At 70.2% G+C, this 18882-nt stretch carries 13 protein-coding genes; 4 read left to right on the forward strand and 9 right to left on the reverse strand.

Annotation, left to right across the window (positions count from 1 at the left end):
- From G6O54_RS19925 to G6O54_RS19965, 9 genes are all read right to left on the reverse strand, one after another.
- Positions 1-897: a DUF1559 domain-containing protein gene (locus G6O54_RS19925; protein WP_165227421.1), complete on the reverse strand. Its 897-nt coding sequence runs from the start codon at positions 895-897 to the stop codon at positions 1-3.
- 12 nt (positions 898-909) lie between these two features.
- On the reverse strand, positions 910-1812 hold the full coding sequence (locus G6O54_RS19930; protein WP_165227422.1) for a DUF1559 domain-containing protein: 903 nt from the start codon (positions 1810-1812) through the stop codon (positions 910-912).
- A 40-nt stretch (positions 1813-1852) separates the two neighbouring features.
- A complete protein-coding gene (locus G6O54_RS19935; RefSeq protein ID WP_165227423.1) occupies positions 1853-2758 on the reverse strand; it encodes a DUF1559 domain-containing protein in 906 nt (301 codons plus the stop codon).
- Positions 2755-3204, reverse strand: coding sequence for a hypothetical protein (locus G6O54_RS19940; RefSeq protein ID WP_165227424.1), 450 nt, complete (start codon positions 3202-3204; stop codon positions 2755-2757). The genes G6O54_RS19935 and G6O54_RS19940 overlap by 4 nt, the downstream gene beginning before the upstream one ends.
- Complete coding sequence (locus G6O54_RS19945; protein ID WP_165227425.1) at positions 3201-3764, reverse strand: hypothetical protein; 564 nt, start codon at positions 3762-3764, stop codon at positions 3201-3203. The genes G6O54_RS19940 and G6O54_RS19945 overlap by 4 nt, the downstream gene beginning before the upstream one ends.
- On the reverse strand, positions 3761-4219 hold the full coding sequence (locus G6O54_RS19950) for a hypothetical protein (RefSeq protein ID WP_250846990.1): 459 nt from the start codon (positions 4217-4219) through the stop codon (positions 3761-3763). The genes G6O54_RS19945 and G6O54_RS19950 overlap by 4 nt, the downstream gene beginning before the upstream one ends.
- The gene (locus G6O54_RS19955) at positions 4216-5520 is read right to left on the reverse strand and encodes a type II secretion system F family protein (RefSeq protein WP_165227426.1); all 1305 of its coding nucleotides are present in this window, start codon (positions 5518-5520) and stop codon (positions 4216-4218) included. Before G6O54_RS19955 ends, G6O54_RS19950 begins: the two co-directional genes overlap by 4 nt.
- Before the next feature lie 44 nt (positions 5521-5564).
- On the reverse strand, positions 5565-6635 hold the full coding sequence (locus G6O54_RS19960; RefSeq protein WP_165227427.1) for a type II secretion system F family protein: 1071 nt from the start codon (positions 6633-6635) through the stop codon (positions 5565-5567).
- Between the two features lie 63 nt (positions 6636-6698).
- The gene (locus G6O54_RS19965) at positions 6699-7781 is read right to left on the reverse strand and encodes a type II secretion system F family protein (RefSeq protein ID WP_165227428.1); all 1083 of its coding nucleotides are present in this window, start codon (positions 7779-7781) and stop codon (positions 6699-6701) included.
- Between the two features lie 376 nt (positions 7782-8157).
- Between G6O54_RS19965 and G6O54_RS19970 the strand changes: the two genes are divergently transcribed.
- The 4 genes from G6O54_RS19970 to G6O54_RS19985 are packed head-to-tail and all read left to right on the forward strand — an operon-like array spanning position 8158 to position 18879.
- A complete protein-coding gene (locus G6O54_RS19970) occupies positions 8158-10338 on the forward strand; it encodes a DUF1549 and DUF1553 domain-containing protein (protein ID WP_250846991.1) in 2181 nt (726 codons plus the stop codon).
- A 33-nt stretch (positions 10339-10371) separates the two neighbouring features.
- Positions 10372-11763 carry a DUF1501 domain-containing protein gene (locus G6O54_RS19975; RefSeq protein WP_165227429.1) on the forward strand — a complete coding sequence of 464 codons (1392 nt, stop codon included), beginning with the start codon at positions 10372-10374 and terminating at the stop codon, positions 11761-11763.
- A 28-nt stretch (positions 11764-11791) separates the two neighbouring features.
- Positions 11792-15361 (forward strand): HEAT repeat domain-containing protein, encoded by a 3570-nt coding sequence (locus G6O54_RS19980; protein WP_165227430.1) that lies wholly within the window; start codon positions 11792-11794, stop codon positions 15359-15361.
- Complete coding sequence (locus G6O54_RS19985; protein ID WP_165227431.1) at positions 15358-18879, forward strand: HEAT repeat domain-containing protein; 3522 nt, start codon at positions 15358-15360, stop codon at positions 18877-18879. The genes G6O54_RS19980 and G6O54_RS19985 overlap by 4 nt, the downstream gene beginning before the upstream one ends.
- Positions 18880-18882: the final 3 nt, after the last annotated feature.

The raw sequence follows: 18882 nt of genomic DNA on the forward strand, positions 1-18882 counted from the left end.
TCAGAACGCGTCGTCGCTGATCAGATTGCCGTCGTTCCGGTGGCCGAGCGACCGATAGAGGCCCTCGTCGATCCGCTCGTCGAGGAACCGGACCGAGCCGTCGCCGAAGAGGAAGTTCGCCCCGCCGCCGTGATGACTCGAGAAGCCCCCGACCGACTTTTCGTCAAGAGCCCCCGTCGCGATCAGGTCCTTGACCTCTTCCGGCGTGAGCCGGCCGGGGCTGCCGGATCGGGTCAGCGACGGATTGCGGGCGCTCGCGGCATTGATCGGCGTGCCCGTGTTCCGCAGGGTGGAGGACGTGCCGACGGCCCACCCCATGGGCGACTGCTCGCCGACGATCTCGCCCACGAGGATCGTACAGCCGGGCCCGTCCGACAGGTCCCGGAAGCCGACCTTGCTATTCAGGTAGAAGACACCGTGATTGTCCGCGTCGATCGGCGCCTCCTGGTCGTGATGGCAGGCCGCATAGTTCATCTGGGTTGGCCAGGCGTTGGACGGACAGAGGAAGCTCTCCAGGCTGTGGCTGCGGGCCGTGAGATTCGCCTCCGCGTACACACCCTCCGCGAAGTCGAACGCGCGGAAGACGGCTGATTTCTCCAGTTGCGGCAAGACCTGGACCGCCCAGCCCATGTGATACCCCTCGGGGACATTCGAGATCGGCCCCTTCTCGTTGACCACTCCCGGCGGGAAGACCCGATGCGCGGACGCGTAGTTCGAAAGGGCGATACCGATTTGCATCAGGTTCTTGGAGCATTGCAGCCTCCGCGCCGTCTCGCGGGACGACTGGATGGCCGGCAGCAGGAGCGCGATCAGGATGGCGATGATGCTGATGACCGTCAGCAGCTCCACCAGCGTGAAGCCCGCCCCGTCCCTCCGGGTTCGCCCTTCGCAACGCATGGACAGGCCCTTTCAGTAGTCCGATTCGTCCAGGGGCTCGCCGTCCTGGCGGTTCCCCAGGTGCTCATACACGGCCCGAGCGACGGTCCGCTTGATGAACCGCACCGAGCCGTCGCAGAACCCGAAGTTGGCGCCGTCTCCCTGGTGGAAGCTGCCGAATCCGCCGACGAACTCGGGCGAGACGGCCGGCTTCCCGTCCGCATCGGCGGCCCCCTCCTCGTTCAGCGGGTGGCCCGTGTTTCGCAGGGTGGCACGAGTGCCGGTTGCCCAACCGAGCGGGCTCGCTTTCTGGACCTCTCCCAGGAGGATCGTGGAGGAGAGCCCGTCGGTCACGTCGATGAAGCGAACCCGGCTGTTCAGGTACATCACGCCGCGATTGTCGACGTCGATCGGCGCCTCGACGTCGTGGTGACAGGCGGCGTACAGGGTGAGCCCGGGGCCGGGCGAGGTCTTGCCGGTCGGGCCCGGGTTGAGACGATTGGTCCGACGCAGGAACCAACCCGTGGGGGCATCGCCCAGGTCCCGGGCCCCGGACGGGCAGAGGAGCGTGTTGATCCGGGTCACGAAGGCCGTCGAGTTGGCCGCGGAATCCGCCCCGAGACGGAAGTTGATCGTACTGTAGATATGCGCTTGTTCCATGCTGGGCAGGATCGACGCGACCCAGCTCAACTGGTAGCCCTCGCGGGAGTTCTTTACGGGCCGCGAATCCGCCCAGCAGCCGGCGGGCAGGGCGCCCCGGACGGTCTCGTAGTTCAGGAGCGCGAGCGAGACCTGCTTGAGGTTGTTGATGCACTGGATCCGCCTGGCCGATCCGGCCCCGGCCAGGAACGCGGGGATCATGATCATCACCAGGAAGGAGATGATCGCGATCACGACCAGGATCTCCACCAGCGTGAACGCCCGGGACCGTCGCATGAGTCGTGCTCCCTCGTCGCGGGGATCTTGCGCCCGTTGCTCAGTACCTGTCGGAGTCGATCACCTCGCCGTCCGCCCGGTTCGCCAGCAGCCCGAACACGTTGGTGGCGATGCTCGACTTGATGAACCGGACCGACCCGTCGCCGAACGCGAAGTTCGCCCCGCCCGGGTGCCGGCTCGCGAACCCGCCCACGAAATCGGGCTTGCCCACGTTGGCCAGCCCCGCCTCCTCCTCGGCCGTGAGATTGCCGGCAGGAGTCGGCACGGTCCGCCCCGGCGAGAGCATCCGATTCGGGACCAGCCCCGTGTTCCTCAGGCTGGACCTCGTGCCGGACGCCCAGCCCAGGTCCAGCCCGTCGTTCAGCTTCTCCCCGACGAAGAGCGTGGACGAGCTGCCGTCGGTGATGCCCTCGTAGGTCACGTGGCTGTTGAGGAAGAGGACGCCGTGATTGTCCGCCGCGATCGGAGCCTCGACGTCGTGATGGACGCCCGCGTAGCTCGTCATGGCGACGCGGTCCTTGTCGCGCGACGGGCCGCCGTCGGACGGGCAGAGGAAGCTGCGGATCAGGTGGGTCCGGGAGGTCAGGTTCACGGATTCATACAGGTCGACGCGGAAGTTCAGGTGGTTGTAGACGTTCTTCTGCTCGAAGTACGGGAGGACCTGGGCCATCCAGCCGAACCCGTACCCCTTGGGGACGTCGAGCACCGGCCCGCTCGCGGCGATGACGCCGGGCGGCAGGCACTCGTGCGAGGATTCGTAGTTCTGGAGCGCCAGCCCGAGCTGCATGAGGTTGTTGACGCATTGCGCCCGCCGGGCCGCCTCGCGGGCCGACTGGACCGCCGGCAGCAGGAGCGCGATCAGCACCGCGATGATGGCGATCACGACCAGCAGCTCGATCAGGGTGAACCCGCCGCGGCGGGCCGTCAGGGGATGTCTGCAAATCATCGCGAAGCTCCTGTCTTGACCGAGCCGGGCTCGAGCTCAACCTGAAGGGACGACCGGGCCCGCCGCGGGGCCTCCGGGGGGTAGTCTGCGTGGATCACCAGGTGACGTGACGCACCGTCCTGCTCGACCTTGATCACGATCACGGCGGCCGGGTCGTCGGCCCGGCCTTCCCGTGCGGTGCCGCCCAGGCCAAGGTCCGCCCGGGAGAGCGTCCACGTCTCGCCCGCGTAGCTCGCGTTCGAGGCCAGCCGGGCGAGGCCCCGTTCGAGGCCCGCCTGCGCCAGCCACTGCGACTGGGCCTCGCGCTCGTGGACGAGCAGGCCGTCTCGCCGGACGACCCCCAGCCGCAGCAGGGCCCCGGAGATCATCGTCAGCACGACGAGGCACACGAGCACCGCCACCGCCGCCATGCCGCGCCGGGCCGACCTGATGGTTGTGAACGTCATCGCGTGCCTCCCCCCGCCGGCGGGCTCGATGTCGCCCCGGCCTTCGTGCTGTTCCTGCCGATCTGGGCGACGACCTCGAAGAGCCGGGGCGAGCTCGACGACTCGTCCGGCGTCCGCCGATCCACCGCCAGCACGGCAAAGCGGTATGGGCCGTCCTCGCGGACCTCCGGCCTGACTCGCGACCGGGCCGATAGCGGATAGGTCTCGCGGCGAACCACGGCACCCTTGAGCCGCTCGACCCGGCCAAGTCGAGCGTCCCTGGTGCAGTCGTAAAGGACCTCGTGCTCCGGCCCGAGCACGAGCCTCAGGCCGGGCTCCTTCTCCACCAGCGAGGCGGAGGCCGCCGCATGGGCATCGTTCCGGAACTGCTCGGCGAGCCGAGCCAGGGCGACGGCCCCGTCGATCCGCGTCCGGCCGTCGGCGTCGAGCCGTAGCAGGAGCTGGAGCATCATGGCGCACATGCCGAGCATCGCGGCCAGGCCGCTCATCATGACCATCATCTCGATGATCGTGATGCCTCGCCTCCGTAGTGACCCGTGAGTGAAACTTCGAACCATCATGGCCGCGGCCTCCCGGCGAAGAGCCAGGTTGTCAGCCGGACCGGCGCGGCCCAACCGCCGGAACGGTCCCGCCAGCGCAGGACCAGCGAGACCCGCTTCGATCCCGGTCCCCCCGCGGCCCCGTCCGCGACCACCTCCGCCTTCAGCTCGGCACCGGGGAGGACTCCCCGGGCGTGCGTCGAGAGCGCGACCCTCGAGGCGGCCTCCGAGGTGACCGATTCGAAGGGCCGCGCCGTGAACGTCTCGAGCAGGTTGGACGCTTCCTGGACCGCCCATTCCCGTCGCTCCGCGCCCCGGCGTTCCGCGGCGACCCAGCCCATCACCTTGACGATGAGGAACATGGCGATCATGAACATCGCGGCCGACATGGCGAGCTCGGCCAGGATGAACGCCGGCCGCATCCGGCCGCCGCCCGACGCCCCGCGCGGACCCGATCGTCCTCTTCGCATAATCATGTGTCGGCGATCCTCGAGATCAGGGTGACGAGGGGGAGGAAGAACGCCGCGGCGACGACGAAGACGACGAACCCGAGCAGCAGGACCATCAGGGGGAAGATCATCTGGATCAGGACCTGGAGCCGGCCAGCCAGCCGCCGTTCGCCGCCGTCGGCCGCCTCCTTCATGGCCCATTCCAGGTTCCCGAGCCGGGTGGCCGATCGCAGCAGCTCCGCATCGCCCGCCTTCAGGAGGCCTCGGGACTGGAGGGCGTCGATCCAGGGCCCGCCGTGCTGGACCTCATACTCGGCCGCGGCGAGCTGACGCCGTACCCACCAGGTCGGGTAGTGTTCCTCGAGCGTCCGCAAGGCCGACTCGATCGACAGCCTGGAACCGACCGCCAGCGAGAGCGATCGGAGGATCAAGGCCGAATGCCTCCGCCTGAAGAAGCGATCGAAGAACGGGACGTCGTAGTTCCACCACCCGGTGAACGAGTACGGCAGATAGATCAGCAGCAGGATGTTGGCGAGGATCAGGGGCGAAAATAGGTAGAAATACTTGATGACGAAATGACTGGCCTCGATGACGAAGACCGTCAGTTGCGGCAGCGGCACGCCGAAGTCCTTGAAGATCATCTCCATCTTGGGGACGATTGAGAACATGATGAATCCGGTGATCGCCTCGATCCCCAGCGCCATGGCCAGGAAGTACGTGAGGCGGCTGACGATCGCCCCCCAGACGGGCATCCGAGCCGCCCGGGAGGCGGCCGCCATCCGCAGGGCCTCCGGCAGCTTCCCCGTCCGCTCTCCCACGTAGGCGAGCAGCACCGCATCCTTCGAGACCAGCCGCGGCGAGGCTTCCAGCGCCCGGGACAGGGGCTCGCCCGCGTGGAGGTTCGCCGCCAGCTCGAGGAGGCTTCGGCGTCCCCGTCCCGAGTACTGGTCGGCGAAGGCCGCGATCGTCACCGGCAGCGGCATGCCGCGCTCGGCGGCGATCGCGATGATGGAGAGCAGCGCGTCCTGCTGGGTCGACATCCGCTTCGAGGCCACCACGCCCATCGCGATCGCGGCGGCGAGCAGGAAGAGGATCCCCGCGAAGACCGCGCTCCAACCGACGGCGAGGGCGACGGCCATCCCGACCGCGACCACCAGGACCAGCACCATCATCTGCCAGAGCCGCATCGAAGGCCGCGGCGGGGGCGCGAGCGAGAGGTCCAGCTCCTCCCCGGACCATCCCCGGGATGGCTTGTTCGGCGCGGGAGACGCGGGTGTCCCCTGCCGCTCCGGCTCGTCGTCGACCTCCCAGACACCCTCGCCGCTCATGGATCGCTCCCCGGATCTGTCCCTCGACGGGCCTCGACCTTCCCTCAGCCGGACAACCTGGTGATCAGCATGATCAGGGGCAGGAAGAGCCCGACGACCCCCACCGCGACGCCCATGAAGACGAAGAGCGCCGCCAGGACGGCCATCACGGTCCCCGCGAACGACGCCTGGGTCCGGGCCCTCGCCTCGTACATCTCGCCGGCCGTGTGGAGGATCTCCGCGGTCGTGTTGTGATCGTCGGCCCAGCGGATCAGGCGGGGCAGGTTGCGCGGCAGGTCCGGCTGGCGCGCCATCGTCGAGTAGAGCGGCTGGCCGTTCTCGACCCCCCGGGCCATCGACTCGGCCGCGTGGGCCAGGCTGGAGTTCTCCACCCCTTCACCCGTCAATCGCAGGGCCTGGGGCATGGGGAGCCGGCTCTCGAGCAGGAGGGCCAGCAGGTGGCAGAACTCGGCCCAACCGGTGTACTTCCAGACCGAACCCAGGACCGGGACCTTCGCCATCGCGCCTCGGAACGCGGGGCTACCCGCGATCAGCTTGCCCGACAACCAGACGACCAGGAAGGCCAGGCCGACGATCGCCAGCCCGGGCCAGACGGCGCGGATCCCGTGGGAGACGTTGATCAGCAGGATCGTGATCCCCGGCAGGGAGACGCCGAAGTCCCTGAAGATCGCCTCGAACATGGCGACGACGAAGGTGTCGGCGACGACCAGGATCAGGATCGTCAGCGCGATGGTGAAGATCGGGTAGGCCATCCCCAGCCAGAGTCGGCGACGGAGATCGGTCCCGACGCTCACGTAGCCCGTGAACCGGCCGAGCACGTCTCCCAACCGGCCCGACTTCAGGCCCCCCAGGACGATCCCTCGGAGGTGCGCGGGGATCCGGCCCTTCTGCCGCTCCATCGCCTCGTCGAGCGGTATGCCGGCCTCCAGCGCCTGCCCCAGCTCCAGCAGCGAGGTACGCAGGCGGCCCGCCGGAAGCTCCTCGCCGAGCGCGGCGAGCCCCGGGCCGAGCGGCAAGCCCGCCCCGGTCAGGCCGGCGAGCTGATCGGTCATCCGGGCCGCTTCCTCGGCCGAGAGCTCGCCACGTCCTCCGGAGTGATCGGAACCGCCCGCCATCTCTGCCTCGCCTTCCCGAACGACTGGTTCTGACCGTTCGCTCGCCCGCGCGATCGGCCGCGATCAGGGGATCGCAATCCCCCGGAGCATGGTCGAGAGGGGCACGAACAGGCTCAGTCCATAGAGCGCCGTCGCCGTCCCCCCCAGCACCACCATCAGGACCGTCGGGAGGACGATCCTCAGCTTCTCGGCCTGGTAGGCGCCTCGCTTGCGATACATGGGGGCCAGGTTTCGCAGCGCCTTCACGAGCGATCCCTGCTCCTCCCCGGCCGCGAGAGTCCAGCGGAGCAGCGGCCGGAAGGCACCGGGCGAGGAGTCCTTCAAGACGGCCCGCGGCGATTCCCCTCGCTCGACGGCCTCGGCAAGCTCCCTGGCCCCGGCGGCCAATGTCGGATTGCCGGACGCCTCCCCGGCCAGCCGAGCCGCCTGGGGGTAGCCCACGCCGTGCTCCAGCAGCAGGGCCAGCAGCTCCGCGAAGCCGGCCGATTCGTAATCCTCACTCAACTCGCTCATCCAGGGGACGAAACGTAGCACGGTTCGACCCGGCCCCCGAAAGGCCGCCGCCCCTCCCGATCGCCGCCAGGCGACGAAGAGGGCCACGAGCGCCAGCGGCCAGATCGGCCACCAGAGCCAGGCGTGCGTGCCGACGGCCGCCAGCCATCGGACCGGCGAAACCACCTCCACCCCGAGCGACTCGCAGGCCTCCACGAACCGCGGTATGACCAGGGTCACCATCCCCAGGAAGAGGAGATAGGCCAGGGACAGCACCACCAGCGGATACCAGAGGGCCAGGCCGATCGTTTCGCGGGCCTCGGCGTAACCCCGGATGTAACGGGCCAGCCCCTCCAGGGCCGAGGCGAGGTTGCCGGATTTCGCCCCCGCCTCCACCACCGCCCGGTACAACGGCGGGGCCGCCGCGCTCTCGGCCTCGAGCGCCTGGTGCAGGTCCTCACCCCGCCCCAGCCGCACCGCCAGGGATTCCGCGATCCGCTTCAGGCCGCCGCGGAGATCGTCGCCAATCCGGGCCAGCCCCTGGTCCAGCGGCAAGCCAGCCTTCACCAGCGCCACGATCTCCTCATTGAGCGCCGCCAGCTCCCCCAACGTGAGTGACCCCGCCGACCTCGCCCCGTCCTCCGCCTGAGACATCCGCCCGTCTCCCCGCCCGACCGACGGACCGCGACGCACCCGATGGTGCGTCGCTCACCGTCTACGACATTTGTGCCAGGGTCATCTCACCACAATTGTCGGAGACTTGCAAGGGGCGACTTCAGAAAAAGGGGGCGAGGGGCTTCGGAAAGGGGCGAGGGACGAGGGACGAGGAGAAAGGGACCGGGGAGAATGGCTGACAGTTCAGTCCGTCGGACGCCCATCCTGTCTTCTCCTCTTCGCCCCTCGCCCCTCGCCCCTTTCCGAAGCCCCTCCCGCTCGCCGGCTTGACGCGAGTTCTCCCGGAGACGTAAGTTAAACATCAGTCACACATCCTACCGATGGATTCGAGGCGACCGCTCCCCGGGGGCAACACGTGACGTCGACGATCCTGCTGCTCCTGGCTTCGACCGCCTCCGCCGCGGATGCCGATGCGCCCGGGGTCAGCTACCGGAACGACATCGTCCCGCTCCTCTCGTCGGCCGGATGCAACATGGGGGCCTGCCACGGCAACGCCAGCGGCAAGGGGGGCTTCAAGCTCAGCCTGCGGGGCGATGACCCGGCGTTCGACCTTCGGGTGCTGACGCGGGAGTCGTTCGGTCGTCGGATCTGCGCGGAGCAACCCGATTCCAGCCTCATCGTGCTCAAGCCGACCGGGCAGGTCCCGCACGAGGGCGGGATCCGCTTCGCCGCGTCGTCGCCGGAGGCGAAGGCCCTCCGCGCCTGGATCGCCGGCGGGGCCGCCGATGATCTCGCCACGGCACCTCGGCTGCGGTCGATCGCGGTGGAGCCCGCGGTGCAAATCGTCACGGATCCGGTCCGGTCCGTCCAGCTCCGGGTGGTGGCCGCCTTCGAGGACGGCTCCTCGCGCGACGTCACCCGGCAGTGTGCCTTCGACCTCAGCGACCCGACGGTGGCGGAGGTCTCGGTGTCGGGCCTGGTCCGGGCCCGAAGGCTCGGAGAGGTCGCCGTGGCGGTCCGCTACCTGAAGGGGCGCGGCGTCAGCCGGCTGACGTTCCTGCCGGACCGGCCGTCGTTCGACTGGCACGGCCCGCCGCCGGTCAACGTGGTGGATGAGCAGGTGTTCGCCCGTCTGAGGTCGTTGCGAGTCAACCCCTCGCCGCCGGCCGCGGATCATGCGTTCCTGCGGCGGTCCTACCTGGACGCGACCGGACGCCTCCCCTCGCCCGACGAGGCCCGCGCCTTCCTGGCCGACACCGATGCCGGCAAGCGGACAAGGCTCGTGGAGGCGCTGGTCGCACGGCCCGAGTTCGCCGACTTCTGGGCCCTCAAGTGGGCGGACCTGCTCCGCAACGAAGAGAAGACGATGGGCGACAAGGGGGTCTGGGTCTTCCAGCGCTGGCTTCGAGACGCGATCGCGGCCGACGTCCCGCTCGACGAGATCGCCCGCCGCATCGTCGCCGGGCGGGGCTCCACCTGGAGCAATCCCCCGGCCAGCTTCCACCGGACCAATCGCGACCCGACGACCGCGGCGGAGAGCGTCGCGCAGGTCTTCCTGGGCATCCGCCTCCAGTGTGCACGCTGCCACAATCATCCCTTCGACGACTGGACCCAGGACGACTACTACGGCCTGGCGGCCTGCTTTTCGAACGTCCGCCGCAAGGAGCCGAGCAACGCCCGATCGGACAAGCTGGACAGCCATGAGATCAACGGCGACGAGATCATCTTCACGTCCGGCCCCGCCTCCATGCTCCAGCCCCGGACCCGGGAAAGGCTCGCGCCCCGGCCGCCGGGCGGGCCGGCGCTCGCCTCGGGGGACGGCTCCAGGGCGCTCGACGAGCTCGCGGACTGGCTCACGCGGGGGAATCGCCAGTTCGCCCGCAACCTGGCCAACCGGGTCTGGTTCCACCTGATGGGGCGGGGCCTGGTGGAGCCCGTGGACGACTTCCGGGCCTCGAATCCGCCGTCCAATCCGGAGCTGCTCGAGGCGCTCACGGACGAGCTCATCGCCCGCGGGATGAGGCTCCGGCCGCTCGTGGTCCTGATCATGAGCTCGCATGCCTATCAGCTCGACGGCCGCCCCGTCGGCGGGGAGGACGACGATCCGTCGACCCATGCCCACGCATCGGTCCGGCTCCTGCCCGCGGAGGTCCTGCTCGACGCGATCAGCCAGGTGACGGACGTCCCAGACCGCTACAAGGAGGCCCCCGCCCGCCTCCGCGCCGTGCAGTTGCCGGGGATCGGTGCCGAGAACCCGTTCCTGAAGGTCTTCGGCAAGCCCGAGCGGCTCCTGACCTGCGAGTGCGAGCGGACCGATTCCACCACGCTCGCCCAGGCCTTCCAGATGATCAACGGCCCCTCCGTTCGGAAGAAGCTCGCTCATCCGGAAAACCGGATCGGCCGCCTGCTGAATGCGAGGACGCCACCCGACCAGATCCTCGAGGAGCTCTACCTCGCCGCGCTCTGCCGCAAGCCGACGGTCGTCGAGTCCCGCGCGATCCTGCAGCATGTCCGGAGTTCGTCCAGCCCGACGGAAGGCTGGCGAGATGCGGCCTGGGCCATCCTCAACAGCAAGGAGTTCCTGCTCCGGCATTGATCCTCATCGGGCCGGGCGGACCAGGAGGCGAGCATGAACCGGGGATGCGCGGATTTCCAGTCGGGCCGGCTCTCGCGGCGTGCCATGCTGCGAGCGGGGACCTCGGGCCTGGCGGGCCTGGGCCTCGCCGGCCTGCTGCGGGCGGAGAGTCCCGGAGCGGGGTCGTCGCTCAAACCCCGGGCGAAGCACGTCATCTTCCTCCACCAGTTCGGCGGGCCGTCGCACCTGGACACGTTCGACATGAAGCCGGACGCCCCCTCGGGGATCCGGGGCGAGTTCCGGCCGATCTCCACTCACACGCCGGGGATGACGATCTCGGAGCACCTGCCGAGATTCTCGACCGTGCTGGACCGGTTCGCGCAGGTCCGCTCCGTGCATCACAAGATGAGGAACCACAATTCGGCGACCTACTACAGCCTGACCGGCCACGCGCCGCCGATCGATGACATCCGGCTCCGGGATACGCAGGAGCTCTATCCTTCGTACGGCAGCACGGTGGCCCGGTTCCGCCCCGTGGGCGACCCGGCCGTCCCCAGCTTCGTCGCCTTCCCGCACGTCCTCCGCGACGGCTCCGTCACCCCGGGGCAGCATGCGAGCTTCCTGGGCAAGGCGTACGACCCATTCTTCGTCTCCCAGGATCCGAACCGGCCCAGCTTCAGGCTCCCGGAGCTGACGCTCCCGTCCGACCTTGGCCTGGAGCGGCTCGACGACCGGCGCGGGCTCCAGAAGCTGATCGACTCGCAGACCGACCTGCTCGAGTGGTCCGCGGCCGCGCAGGGGGTCGATGCCTTCTACACCCGGGCCCTCACGATGCTGGGGTCGCCGCGGGTCCGCCAGGCGTTCGACCTCTCGCTCGAGCCCGAGTCGGTCCGCGACGACTACGGCCGGACGACCTACGGCCAGAGCTGCCTGCTGGCCCGTCGGCTCGTGGAGGCGGGGGTGCGGTTCGTCTCGGTCTATTACTCAGCCTCGATCGGCGGCGACCGTGGGGGCTGGGACACGCACGGGGACAATTTCAAGCAGCTCCGCAACCGGCTCCTGCCGATCACGGATCGGACGGTCCCGACCTTGATCCTGGACCTCGCCGCCCGCGGCCTGCTCGACGAGACGCTGGTCGTCTGGATGGGCGAGTTCGGCCGCTCGCCGCGGGTGACGAACACCAAGCAGTTCGGCCCGGACGGCCGCGACCACTGGCCCTTCTGCTACACGGTCCTGTTCGCCGGCGGCGGCACGATCCCGGGTGCCATCTACGGCGCGAGCGACCGCATCGGCGCCTACCCCGCCTCCGACCCCGTCACCCCGGACGACATCGCCGCGACCATGTTCTGGGCGCTCGGGATCGATCCCGCGACCGAATTTCGCGACACCCTGAATCGTCCTCTTCCTGTCGCGGCCGGCAATCCGGTCACGCGGATCTTCGCCTGAGGCGACCGCTGACGAGAAAGGCTCCACGTTGACCCTCCATCCCGGGCCCCTGGCGGCGGCGGTCGTCGGCCTGCTGGCCGCAACCGTCGCGTCGCGAGCCGATCCGCCCACGCGGGACACGGCAACGGTCATCGCCGCCGAGCAGCTCCGACACGGCGACCTCGCGACCAGGATGGACGCCCTCCAGCGCATCAGCCGGATGGGATCGCGGGGGGTGCCGATCGTTCCCGAGCTCATCCACGCCCTCGGCGACGGCGAGCCGCGAGTCCGGGCCGCGGCGGCGCGGATCCTGGGCGGACTGGGCCGGGAAGCGACGACCGCAGCCGCGACGCTGATCGGCAAGCTCTCCGATCCGGAGCCGGCGGTGAGGCTGGCCGCGGCGTGGGCCCTGGTCCGGGTCCCCTCGGACCCGGAGAGGCTGGTCCCGGCGGTCGTCGCGGCGAGCGACCAACCGGGAGGTTTCTACGCCCTGGCCGTAGAGCTCCTTTCCGGCGCCGGCGTGCGAGCCGTCCCGGCCGCGATCGAAATGCTCGGATCGCGGCAGCCGGAACGCGTCGTGCTGGGGGCCCGGATCCTCCAGCGTGTCGGCGAATGTGAGGGGCCGGCCGCGGTCCCGCTCCTGGCCGCGGCGCGCGGGGCCGAGCGCGGCGTTCGGATGGAGATCGCCGCGGCCCTGGCGAAGGTCGGCCGGCCGGGCCTCACCGTCATCGTCAAGGCTCTCCGCGACCCGGATCCGAGAGTCCGTGGCACCGCGGCGAGGGCGATGGCGATCCTGTCTTTCCGCGCGGCGGAAGGGATCCCCGCCCTCATCGAGGCCCTGGTCGAACCCGGCACCTGCGACGATCCGAACACGCCGGACCAGAGGTCCCTGGACGACGACGACGACGGGTCCAACCCCATCCTCGGCTATCATGCGGCCCTGGTCTCCATCGGACCCGACGCCCTCAGGGCCCTGGTGGCTCGGCTCGAACACCCGCGACGCGAGGAGCGGGTCGCGGCCATCCGTGCCATCGCCGCCTTCCGCCAGACGGCGGAGCCCGCCGTGCCGGGGCTGGTCCGCATGCTGGCCCGACCCGGCCTCCGGGCCGAGGCGGCGGAGGCCCTCGGATGGATCGGCTTCCCCGCCCACGGATCGGCACCGATGCTGATCACCTTCCTCAAGAACCGGGACCCCGAGCTTCGAAGCAGCGCGGCGAGGGCGATCGGCCGGATGAACCTGAACGGCACGCCCGCGGTGAGGGATGCCATCAAGGGGCTCACCGGGGCCGCGCGGGACGCGGATCCCGGGGTGCGGTTCGCGGCGGCCTGGAGCCTGGCACAAATCTCGTCGATGCAGTTCGCCGAGCTCATCCCCCTGGTCCAGGATCCGGAGGCGAAAATCCGCTGCTTCGCCCTCGAGATGCTCGCCAACCGGCCGAATCACGATGAGGCCCTGAGAGCCCAGCTCGTCTCGGCCATGCGCGATCCCGCCCCCCGCGTCCGACGTGCGGCGGCCGTCGCGGTCAACCCCGCCGACACCGGCTACGAAGGGATCGCCATGGCGCTGCTTTCCCTGCTGGCCGATCCGGATGCCGACGTCCGAGCCGAGGCGGCCCTCAACCTGGCCGTCGTCCACGGGGAGCAGACGATCCGGATCGCGCCGGATCGTTCCATCCGGGGGGCCGCTCCGCCGAACGCCCTGGCAAGGTCGGCCGGCGCGGGGCGAATCCTCCGGGCCGCGCTCGAGGATCCCGATCGGAGGGTTCGCGTGGCGGCCGCCCACGCGCTGACGGCCCTCCCCGGTGAAGCGGCCGAGACGGTGCCCGCCCTGATCCAGCGGCTGAGGGTCGATCCGGCTCCCCTGATCCGTGACGCCGCGGCCCAGGTCCTGGGCGGCTTCGAGACCGATGCGACGGCCGCGCTGCCGGCGCTCCTCGACGCCCTCGGAGATCCCACCGGGGGGATGGAATTCGCCCCGTTCATCACGATCAGCGCCGCCCGCTCGATCCGGGCGATCCGGCGCAAGGAGGCGCCCGAAATCACGGATCGGCTGATCGAGCTCTTGGGCGATCCCCGGCCGGTCGTCCGCGAGGCCGCACGCCTGGCGCTCAACCAGGAGGTCTCCGTCTCCCTGGAACGACTCTGCCACCGGCTGACGCTCCCGGAGACCAGCCTTGCCCTTCGAGCCGCCATCGCCACGGCCCTGTCGAGCCATCGGCAGGTGCTCCCCGCTCTTCGGCGAGGCGGCCCTGTCCCTGTCCAGGGCCCCGGGGCCACGGATACGGCGTCGCAATGGCGAGCAAGTCTCGAGGAGGCTCGACCCTTTATCGAGCGGATCGCCTTCGACGTCGAGGCCGACGAGGCGGTGCGTCGCTCCGCGCTCGAGCTGGCCGTGGCGTTGTCGACCGATCCCCATCATCAGGGCCGGCTGGCCCTCGAGGTCCTCGGCAGAAGCCGACTGGGGACTGTTGACCGGTCGGTCTCCGGCGTGGCGTTGCCGAAGGACGTCGACGCACTCATCGCCGGGATGGATGATCCGGACCAACAGGTGAGGACCGTCGCGGCGTTCGCCTCGTGGATCCCCCTCGCGAATGAGCCGGTCGGCAACGATCCCGCCGCGCCCCGGAATCGACTTCTCGCGGCGCTGACGCGAGCCCTCGATGACGCCGACGAGCAGGTTCGCTGGGCCGCCGCCACCACGCTGGGAACGAAGCAGCGTCGGCCCGGAAGGCCCCCGGATCCGGTCGACCCCGAGACAGTCCGCAAGCTGAAGGACATGCTCCGGGACCGCGCGGCGCGGCTCCGTCCCGGAGACTGGTATCTCGACATGCACACGTTCCAGGGAATGGCGACCACGCGAGTCGTCGCAGGCGACCGCGGTCCTCGGCTCCGCATCGCCGCGGCCCGGGCCCTGGGAAGCCTTTCGACGGGCGACGAGGAGACGGTCCGCGAACTCGTGGCCGCCATGGAGGAGGAAACCGGATTCGCCCGCTGGACGGTGATCCGCTGCCTGGGCCATTTCGGCCCGGTCGCGCGGTCGGTGGTGACGCCCCTGCTCGCGGTGGTCGAGCGCCGGAGCGAGTGTTCGAGCCGCGACGAGCTGGCCGATCGCCACCTCGCGATTCAGGCCCTCGGCCAGATCGGCGGGCCGGCCCGCGACGCCCTGCCCGCCCTGATCCGGGCCCTGGACGAGCCGGACCCTCTCATCTGCAACGTGGCCGCCCAGGCCCTCGTCAAGGTCGCCCCGGACGACCCCACGACGGCCACGGCGCTGACCCGTGCGATGCACGACCGCTATCGATACTACCTCGCCGACGTGGCGCGAAAGGCCCTGGAGGGGATGGGGAGCCCGGCGGTCCCGATCCTGATCGAGGAGCTGACGTCGATCGAACCGAAGGACCGATCGGCGGCCGCGGCTTCTCTCGGGTCGATGGGAGACATGGCCAGGCCGGCCCTTCCCCACCTGAAGAAGCTGGCGGAGTCCGCGAGCTTCGACCTTCGTCAGCTTGCGACCAGCTCCATCCAGCAGATCGAGGCCGCCGCCAAACGCCCGAAGCCCGCCGACGCGGACGTGGAAGAAGAGCTCGAGCGAATCACCGTACCAGGATCCATCCCGTGAGCGGCTCCGCCTTGACGACAACCCTGCTCGCGATGGCCCTGGTTTTCGGACCGACGATTCAGGCGCCCAGCGACGATGGCTCGGATCCCTCGAGGCTGGTCGATGGGCTGGCTCACGGTGACGCCGACGCGAAGGTCCGATGCCTGGGACAGATTGGCCAGCTCGGGCATCGGGCCATACCGCTGGTCCCCGCCCTGATCCCCGTGCTGGCGGACCCGGAACCTCGGGTCCGGGCGGTGACCGCGAAACTCATCCGTCAGCTCGGGCCGGATGCCTCGGCGGCCTCGGAGGCGATGCTCGCCCGGCTGGTGGATCCGGACCGGTCCGTCCGCCTTGCCGCCGCGGACGCACTCCGGCGACTCGAGGCTCCGGCGGAGAAGCTCATCCCGGCCGTGGCGGCCGCCGTCCGCAAGGATCCGAAGGGGCTTTCGGCCCCCGCCGTCCACCTGCTGGCCGGCGCCGGGGCGGCGGCCCTGCCGACGGCCCTGGCACTCCTCGACGAGCCGGATGAGCGTCTCTTCGTGGTCGGCGCCAGGGTCCTCCAGGACCTTGGCCCCGAGGCAAGGTGCGCCATCGGCCGCCTGATCGAGGCCGCACGAAGGCCGGAGCGAGAGGCCCGCGAGCAGACGGCCTGGGCCCTGGCGCGATGCGGGCCGGACGCCGTCGCGCCGCTCATCATGGCGCTCCGCGATCGCGATCCGAGGGTGCGGGGGGTCGCGGCCCGGGCCGTCGAGCTGATGGGCTTCCGGGCCGCGGCGGCGCTGGCGACGCTCGTGGAAGGCCTGGGCGATCCCGTCCCGCCGGATGATCCGAGGCCGCCGATCCCGCTCGACTTCAAGGGCGACCCCGAGTACCCGCAGCCGACGGGCTATCCGGCCGCGATCGCGGCGATCGGCCCCACGGCCCTGCGCGAGCTCGTCGCGCGGCTCGACCGATCGGAACCGCGCGAGCGTCCCCTCCTCGTCAGGGCGATCGGTGAATTCGGCCCGGCGGGCCGAGCCGCCGTGCCGGCCCTCGTGCATCTGCTGGTGAAGCCGGGCTGCCGGGCCGAGGCGGCCGAGGCCCTCCATCAGATCGGCGCTCCCGCGCGCGGGGCCGTGCCGATGCTGATCCCGGCCAGCAAGAACCGCGATCCCCGGCTGCGGCTCGGTGCGGTGAAGGCGCTCGGCAGGATGGCATCGGGGAGCGATCCGCCGAGCCCCGCGCACCGGGAGGCACTGCTCGCCGCGCTCCGAGACTCCGACCCCCGCGTCCGAGCGGCGGCGATCGAGGGCCTGATGCGGATGAGCCTGTCCACGCCGCCGGAGATCCTTTCGCTGATCCAGGATCGGGATGACTCCGTTCGATTCGCGGCACTGCGTGCCATCCGGTCCCTGGCCACGCCGGATGATGCCTCCCTCGTCGCGGGCCTGAAGGCCTGCCAGCACGACCCCAGCCCCAGGATACGCAGGGCGGCTAACGATGTGATGATCTCGGCCAATGACGCGGAGGTCGGCCTCCTGATGGCGGCCCTCGCGGACCCGGACGCCGAGACGAGGTCGGCCGCCGCATTCAGGCTGGCCCTGGCCGACCCGGCCGGCATCGTCTTCACCTCGCCGGAAGAGACGTCACTGGGCAGCTACCCCGCACGGTCCATCGCACAGTTCGCGGGCGCGGGCGACGCCCTCCGCAAGGCGCTCGAGGATCCAGATCGGCGGGTTCGGGCCGGGGCCTGTCATGCGTTGACGGCGCTCCCCGATGAGGCGGCGCGGACGGTCCCCCTGCTCCTGGAACGCATGGACGATCCCGCGGCGATCGTCCGGATTGCGGCGGTGTCGGCGATTGGCAAGTTCGGGCCGGCCGCCCGGGATGCGGTGCCCGTCCTCCTTCGACGTCTCGACGACGTCCGCGACGACTCGGCCGCCATGTTCCTGCTGCCTCAGCAGGCGACCGACTCCATCAAGGCGATCGCGCCGGGCGAGCTGCCGAAAGCCTACGCCCGACTGATCGAGCTGCTCGACAACCCCATTCCCCGCGTCCGGAAGGCCGCTTGCCACGCCCTCGAGGTCCATATCCGCGCGACAGGTCCGTCACTCTGCTCGATGCTCGAAGATCCGAAGACCCCCTGGTCGCGACGTCGATCGATCGGGCGCTTCCTCCTGGGCTGCGACAATCTCCTGGAAGATGACGGCAAGACACCGATCCGCGAGCTGAAGCCCGCGCTCGTGCGCGCGGTCCTGGAGGAGCGGCTCCTCGATGTCGAGGAGGATGATGAAGGTCGGACGATGGCCCTGGTTCGCCTCGTGGGACTGGATCAGGACCAGAAGGCCATCGTCCGGACCATACTCGGGGCCCATGGGAAGGCGCGGCTGCGCCTCCCCAGCACGGACTGGCTGATGAGCGAGGTCTCCGTCGCCGCTCCCTCGCTCGCCGTGGGTCTTCAGGACGCCGATGCCGAAGTTCGGACAGTGGCCGCGTACATGGCCGGGGCCTCCGGTGAGTCCCTGGCCGGGGGAGGGCACCAGCGGGAGATCCTGGGCCGGATCAAGGAGCTGCTCGAGGATCCCGATCCCCAGGTGCGGTGGGCCGCGGCCTTCGCGAGCGGTCTCCTCAAGCCGGACGCGCCTCAGGCCGGGCCCATCATCGAGCGGCTGCGGGGGATGCTCCGCCTGCGAACGGTCCGGCTGCCGAAGGGGACGTGGTATCTGGGCGGAGGCTCATCGCCCGATTCGTCCGATAACACCATCCACTGGTCCGTCCAACCCTCGACACCGAAGTTGCGTGTCGCCGCCTGCGTCGGCCTGTGCGATCTCGGGGCGCTCGACGGCGCCGAGGCGGCCATTCCAGAGCTGGTCGAGACCCTGCAGGACGAGGCCCCCCTCGTGCGGCTTCACGCGGCGCACGCGCTCGGCTGCTTCGAAGCGAAGGCGGCCCCCGCGGTCCCCGCGCTCATGCGGACACTCGCGGAGCCCGGCGACCTGGTCGGTCTTCGCTCCAAACCAGACGATCCGGAGCCGGAACTGGCCGTGGATGGCGGCCAGATCCGGAAACAGTCGGCCCGGGCTCTCGGCGAGATCGGCGCGGCGGCACGGCCGGCGATCCCGCACCTGATCCGGGCGCTCGATGACGTCAATCCCCTGGTCCGGTCCGAGGCCGCGAGCTCCCTCCGGAAGCTGGCGGAGCAGGATCCCTCCGTGATGCCGATCCTGGCCGTCGCAGCCCGAGACCGCTTCGATCCGGGACGGAGCGAGGCCGCCATGACGGCCCTGGCGGAGATGCGGAAGCCCGGGATCCCCTTCCTGCTGGAGGAGCTTCGTTCGGGCGATCCCGATTCTCGCGTCCTCGCCGCCCGGCTGCTCTTGTCGATGACCGAGGAAGGGCCGGCCGTGCTCCCGGCCCTCCGCGCGGCGGCCCGGGACACGGATGCGGAGCTCCGCCAGATGGCCGAGCGGGGCATCGCTCAGATCGAGCGGAACGAGAAGGATGCCAGTCAGGCCGCATCCGACGGCGACATGCCCGTCGTCGACGAGCCGCATTGAATG

The sequence above is a fragment of the Aquisphaera insulae genome, assembly GCF_011064615.1.
Classification (GTDB): Bacteria; Planctomycetota; Planctomycetia; order Isosphaerales; family Isosphaeraceae; genus Aquisphaera; species Aquisphaera insulae.

Bases quoted from the DNA above. Each gene is read 5' to 3' on its own strand.
- G6O54_RS19925 (WP_165227421.1), bottom strand. From the start codon at position 897: ATGCGTTGCGAAGGGCGAACCCGGAGGGACGGGGCGGGCTTCACGCTG.
- G6O54_RS19930 (WP_165227422.1), bottom strand. From the start codon at position 1,812: ATGCGACGGTCCCGGGCGTTCACGCTGGTGGAGATCCTGGTCGTGATC.
- G6O54_RS19935 (WP_165227423.1), bottom strand. From the start codon at position 2,758: ATGATTTGCAGACATCCCCTGACGGCCCGCCGCGGCGGGTTCACCCTG.
- G6O54_RS19940 (WP_165227424.1), bottom strand. From the start codon at position 3,204: ATGACGTTCACAACCATCAGGTCGGCCCGGCGCGGCATGGCGGCGGTG.
- G6O54_RS19945 (WP_165227425.1), bottom strand. From the start codon at position 3,764: ATGATGGTTCGAAGTTTCACTCACGGGTCACTACGGAGGCGAGGCATC.
- G6O54_RS19950 (WP_250846990.1), bottom strand. From the start codon at position 4,219: ATGATTATGCGAAGAGGACGATCGGGTCCGCGCGGGGCGTCGGGCGGC.
- G6O54_RS19955 (WP_165227426.1), bottom strand. From the start codon at position 5,520: ATGAGCGGCGAGGGTGTCTGGGAGGTCGACGACGAGCCGGAGCGGCAG.
- G6O54_RS19960 (WP_165227427.1), bottom strand. From the start codon at position 6,635: ATGGCGGGCGGTTCCGATCACTCCGGAGGACGTGGCGAGCTCTCGGCC.
- G6O54_RS19965 (WP_165227428.1), bottom strand. From the start codon at position 7,781: ATGTCTCAGGCGGAGGACGGGGCGAGGTCGGCGGGGTCACTCACGTTG.
- G6O54_RS19975 (WP_165227429.1), top strand. From the start codon at position 10,372: ATGAACCGGGGATGCGCGGATTTCCAGTCGGGCCGGCTCTCGCGGCGT.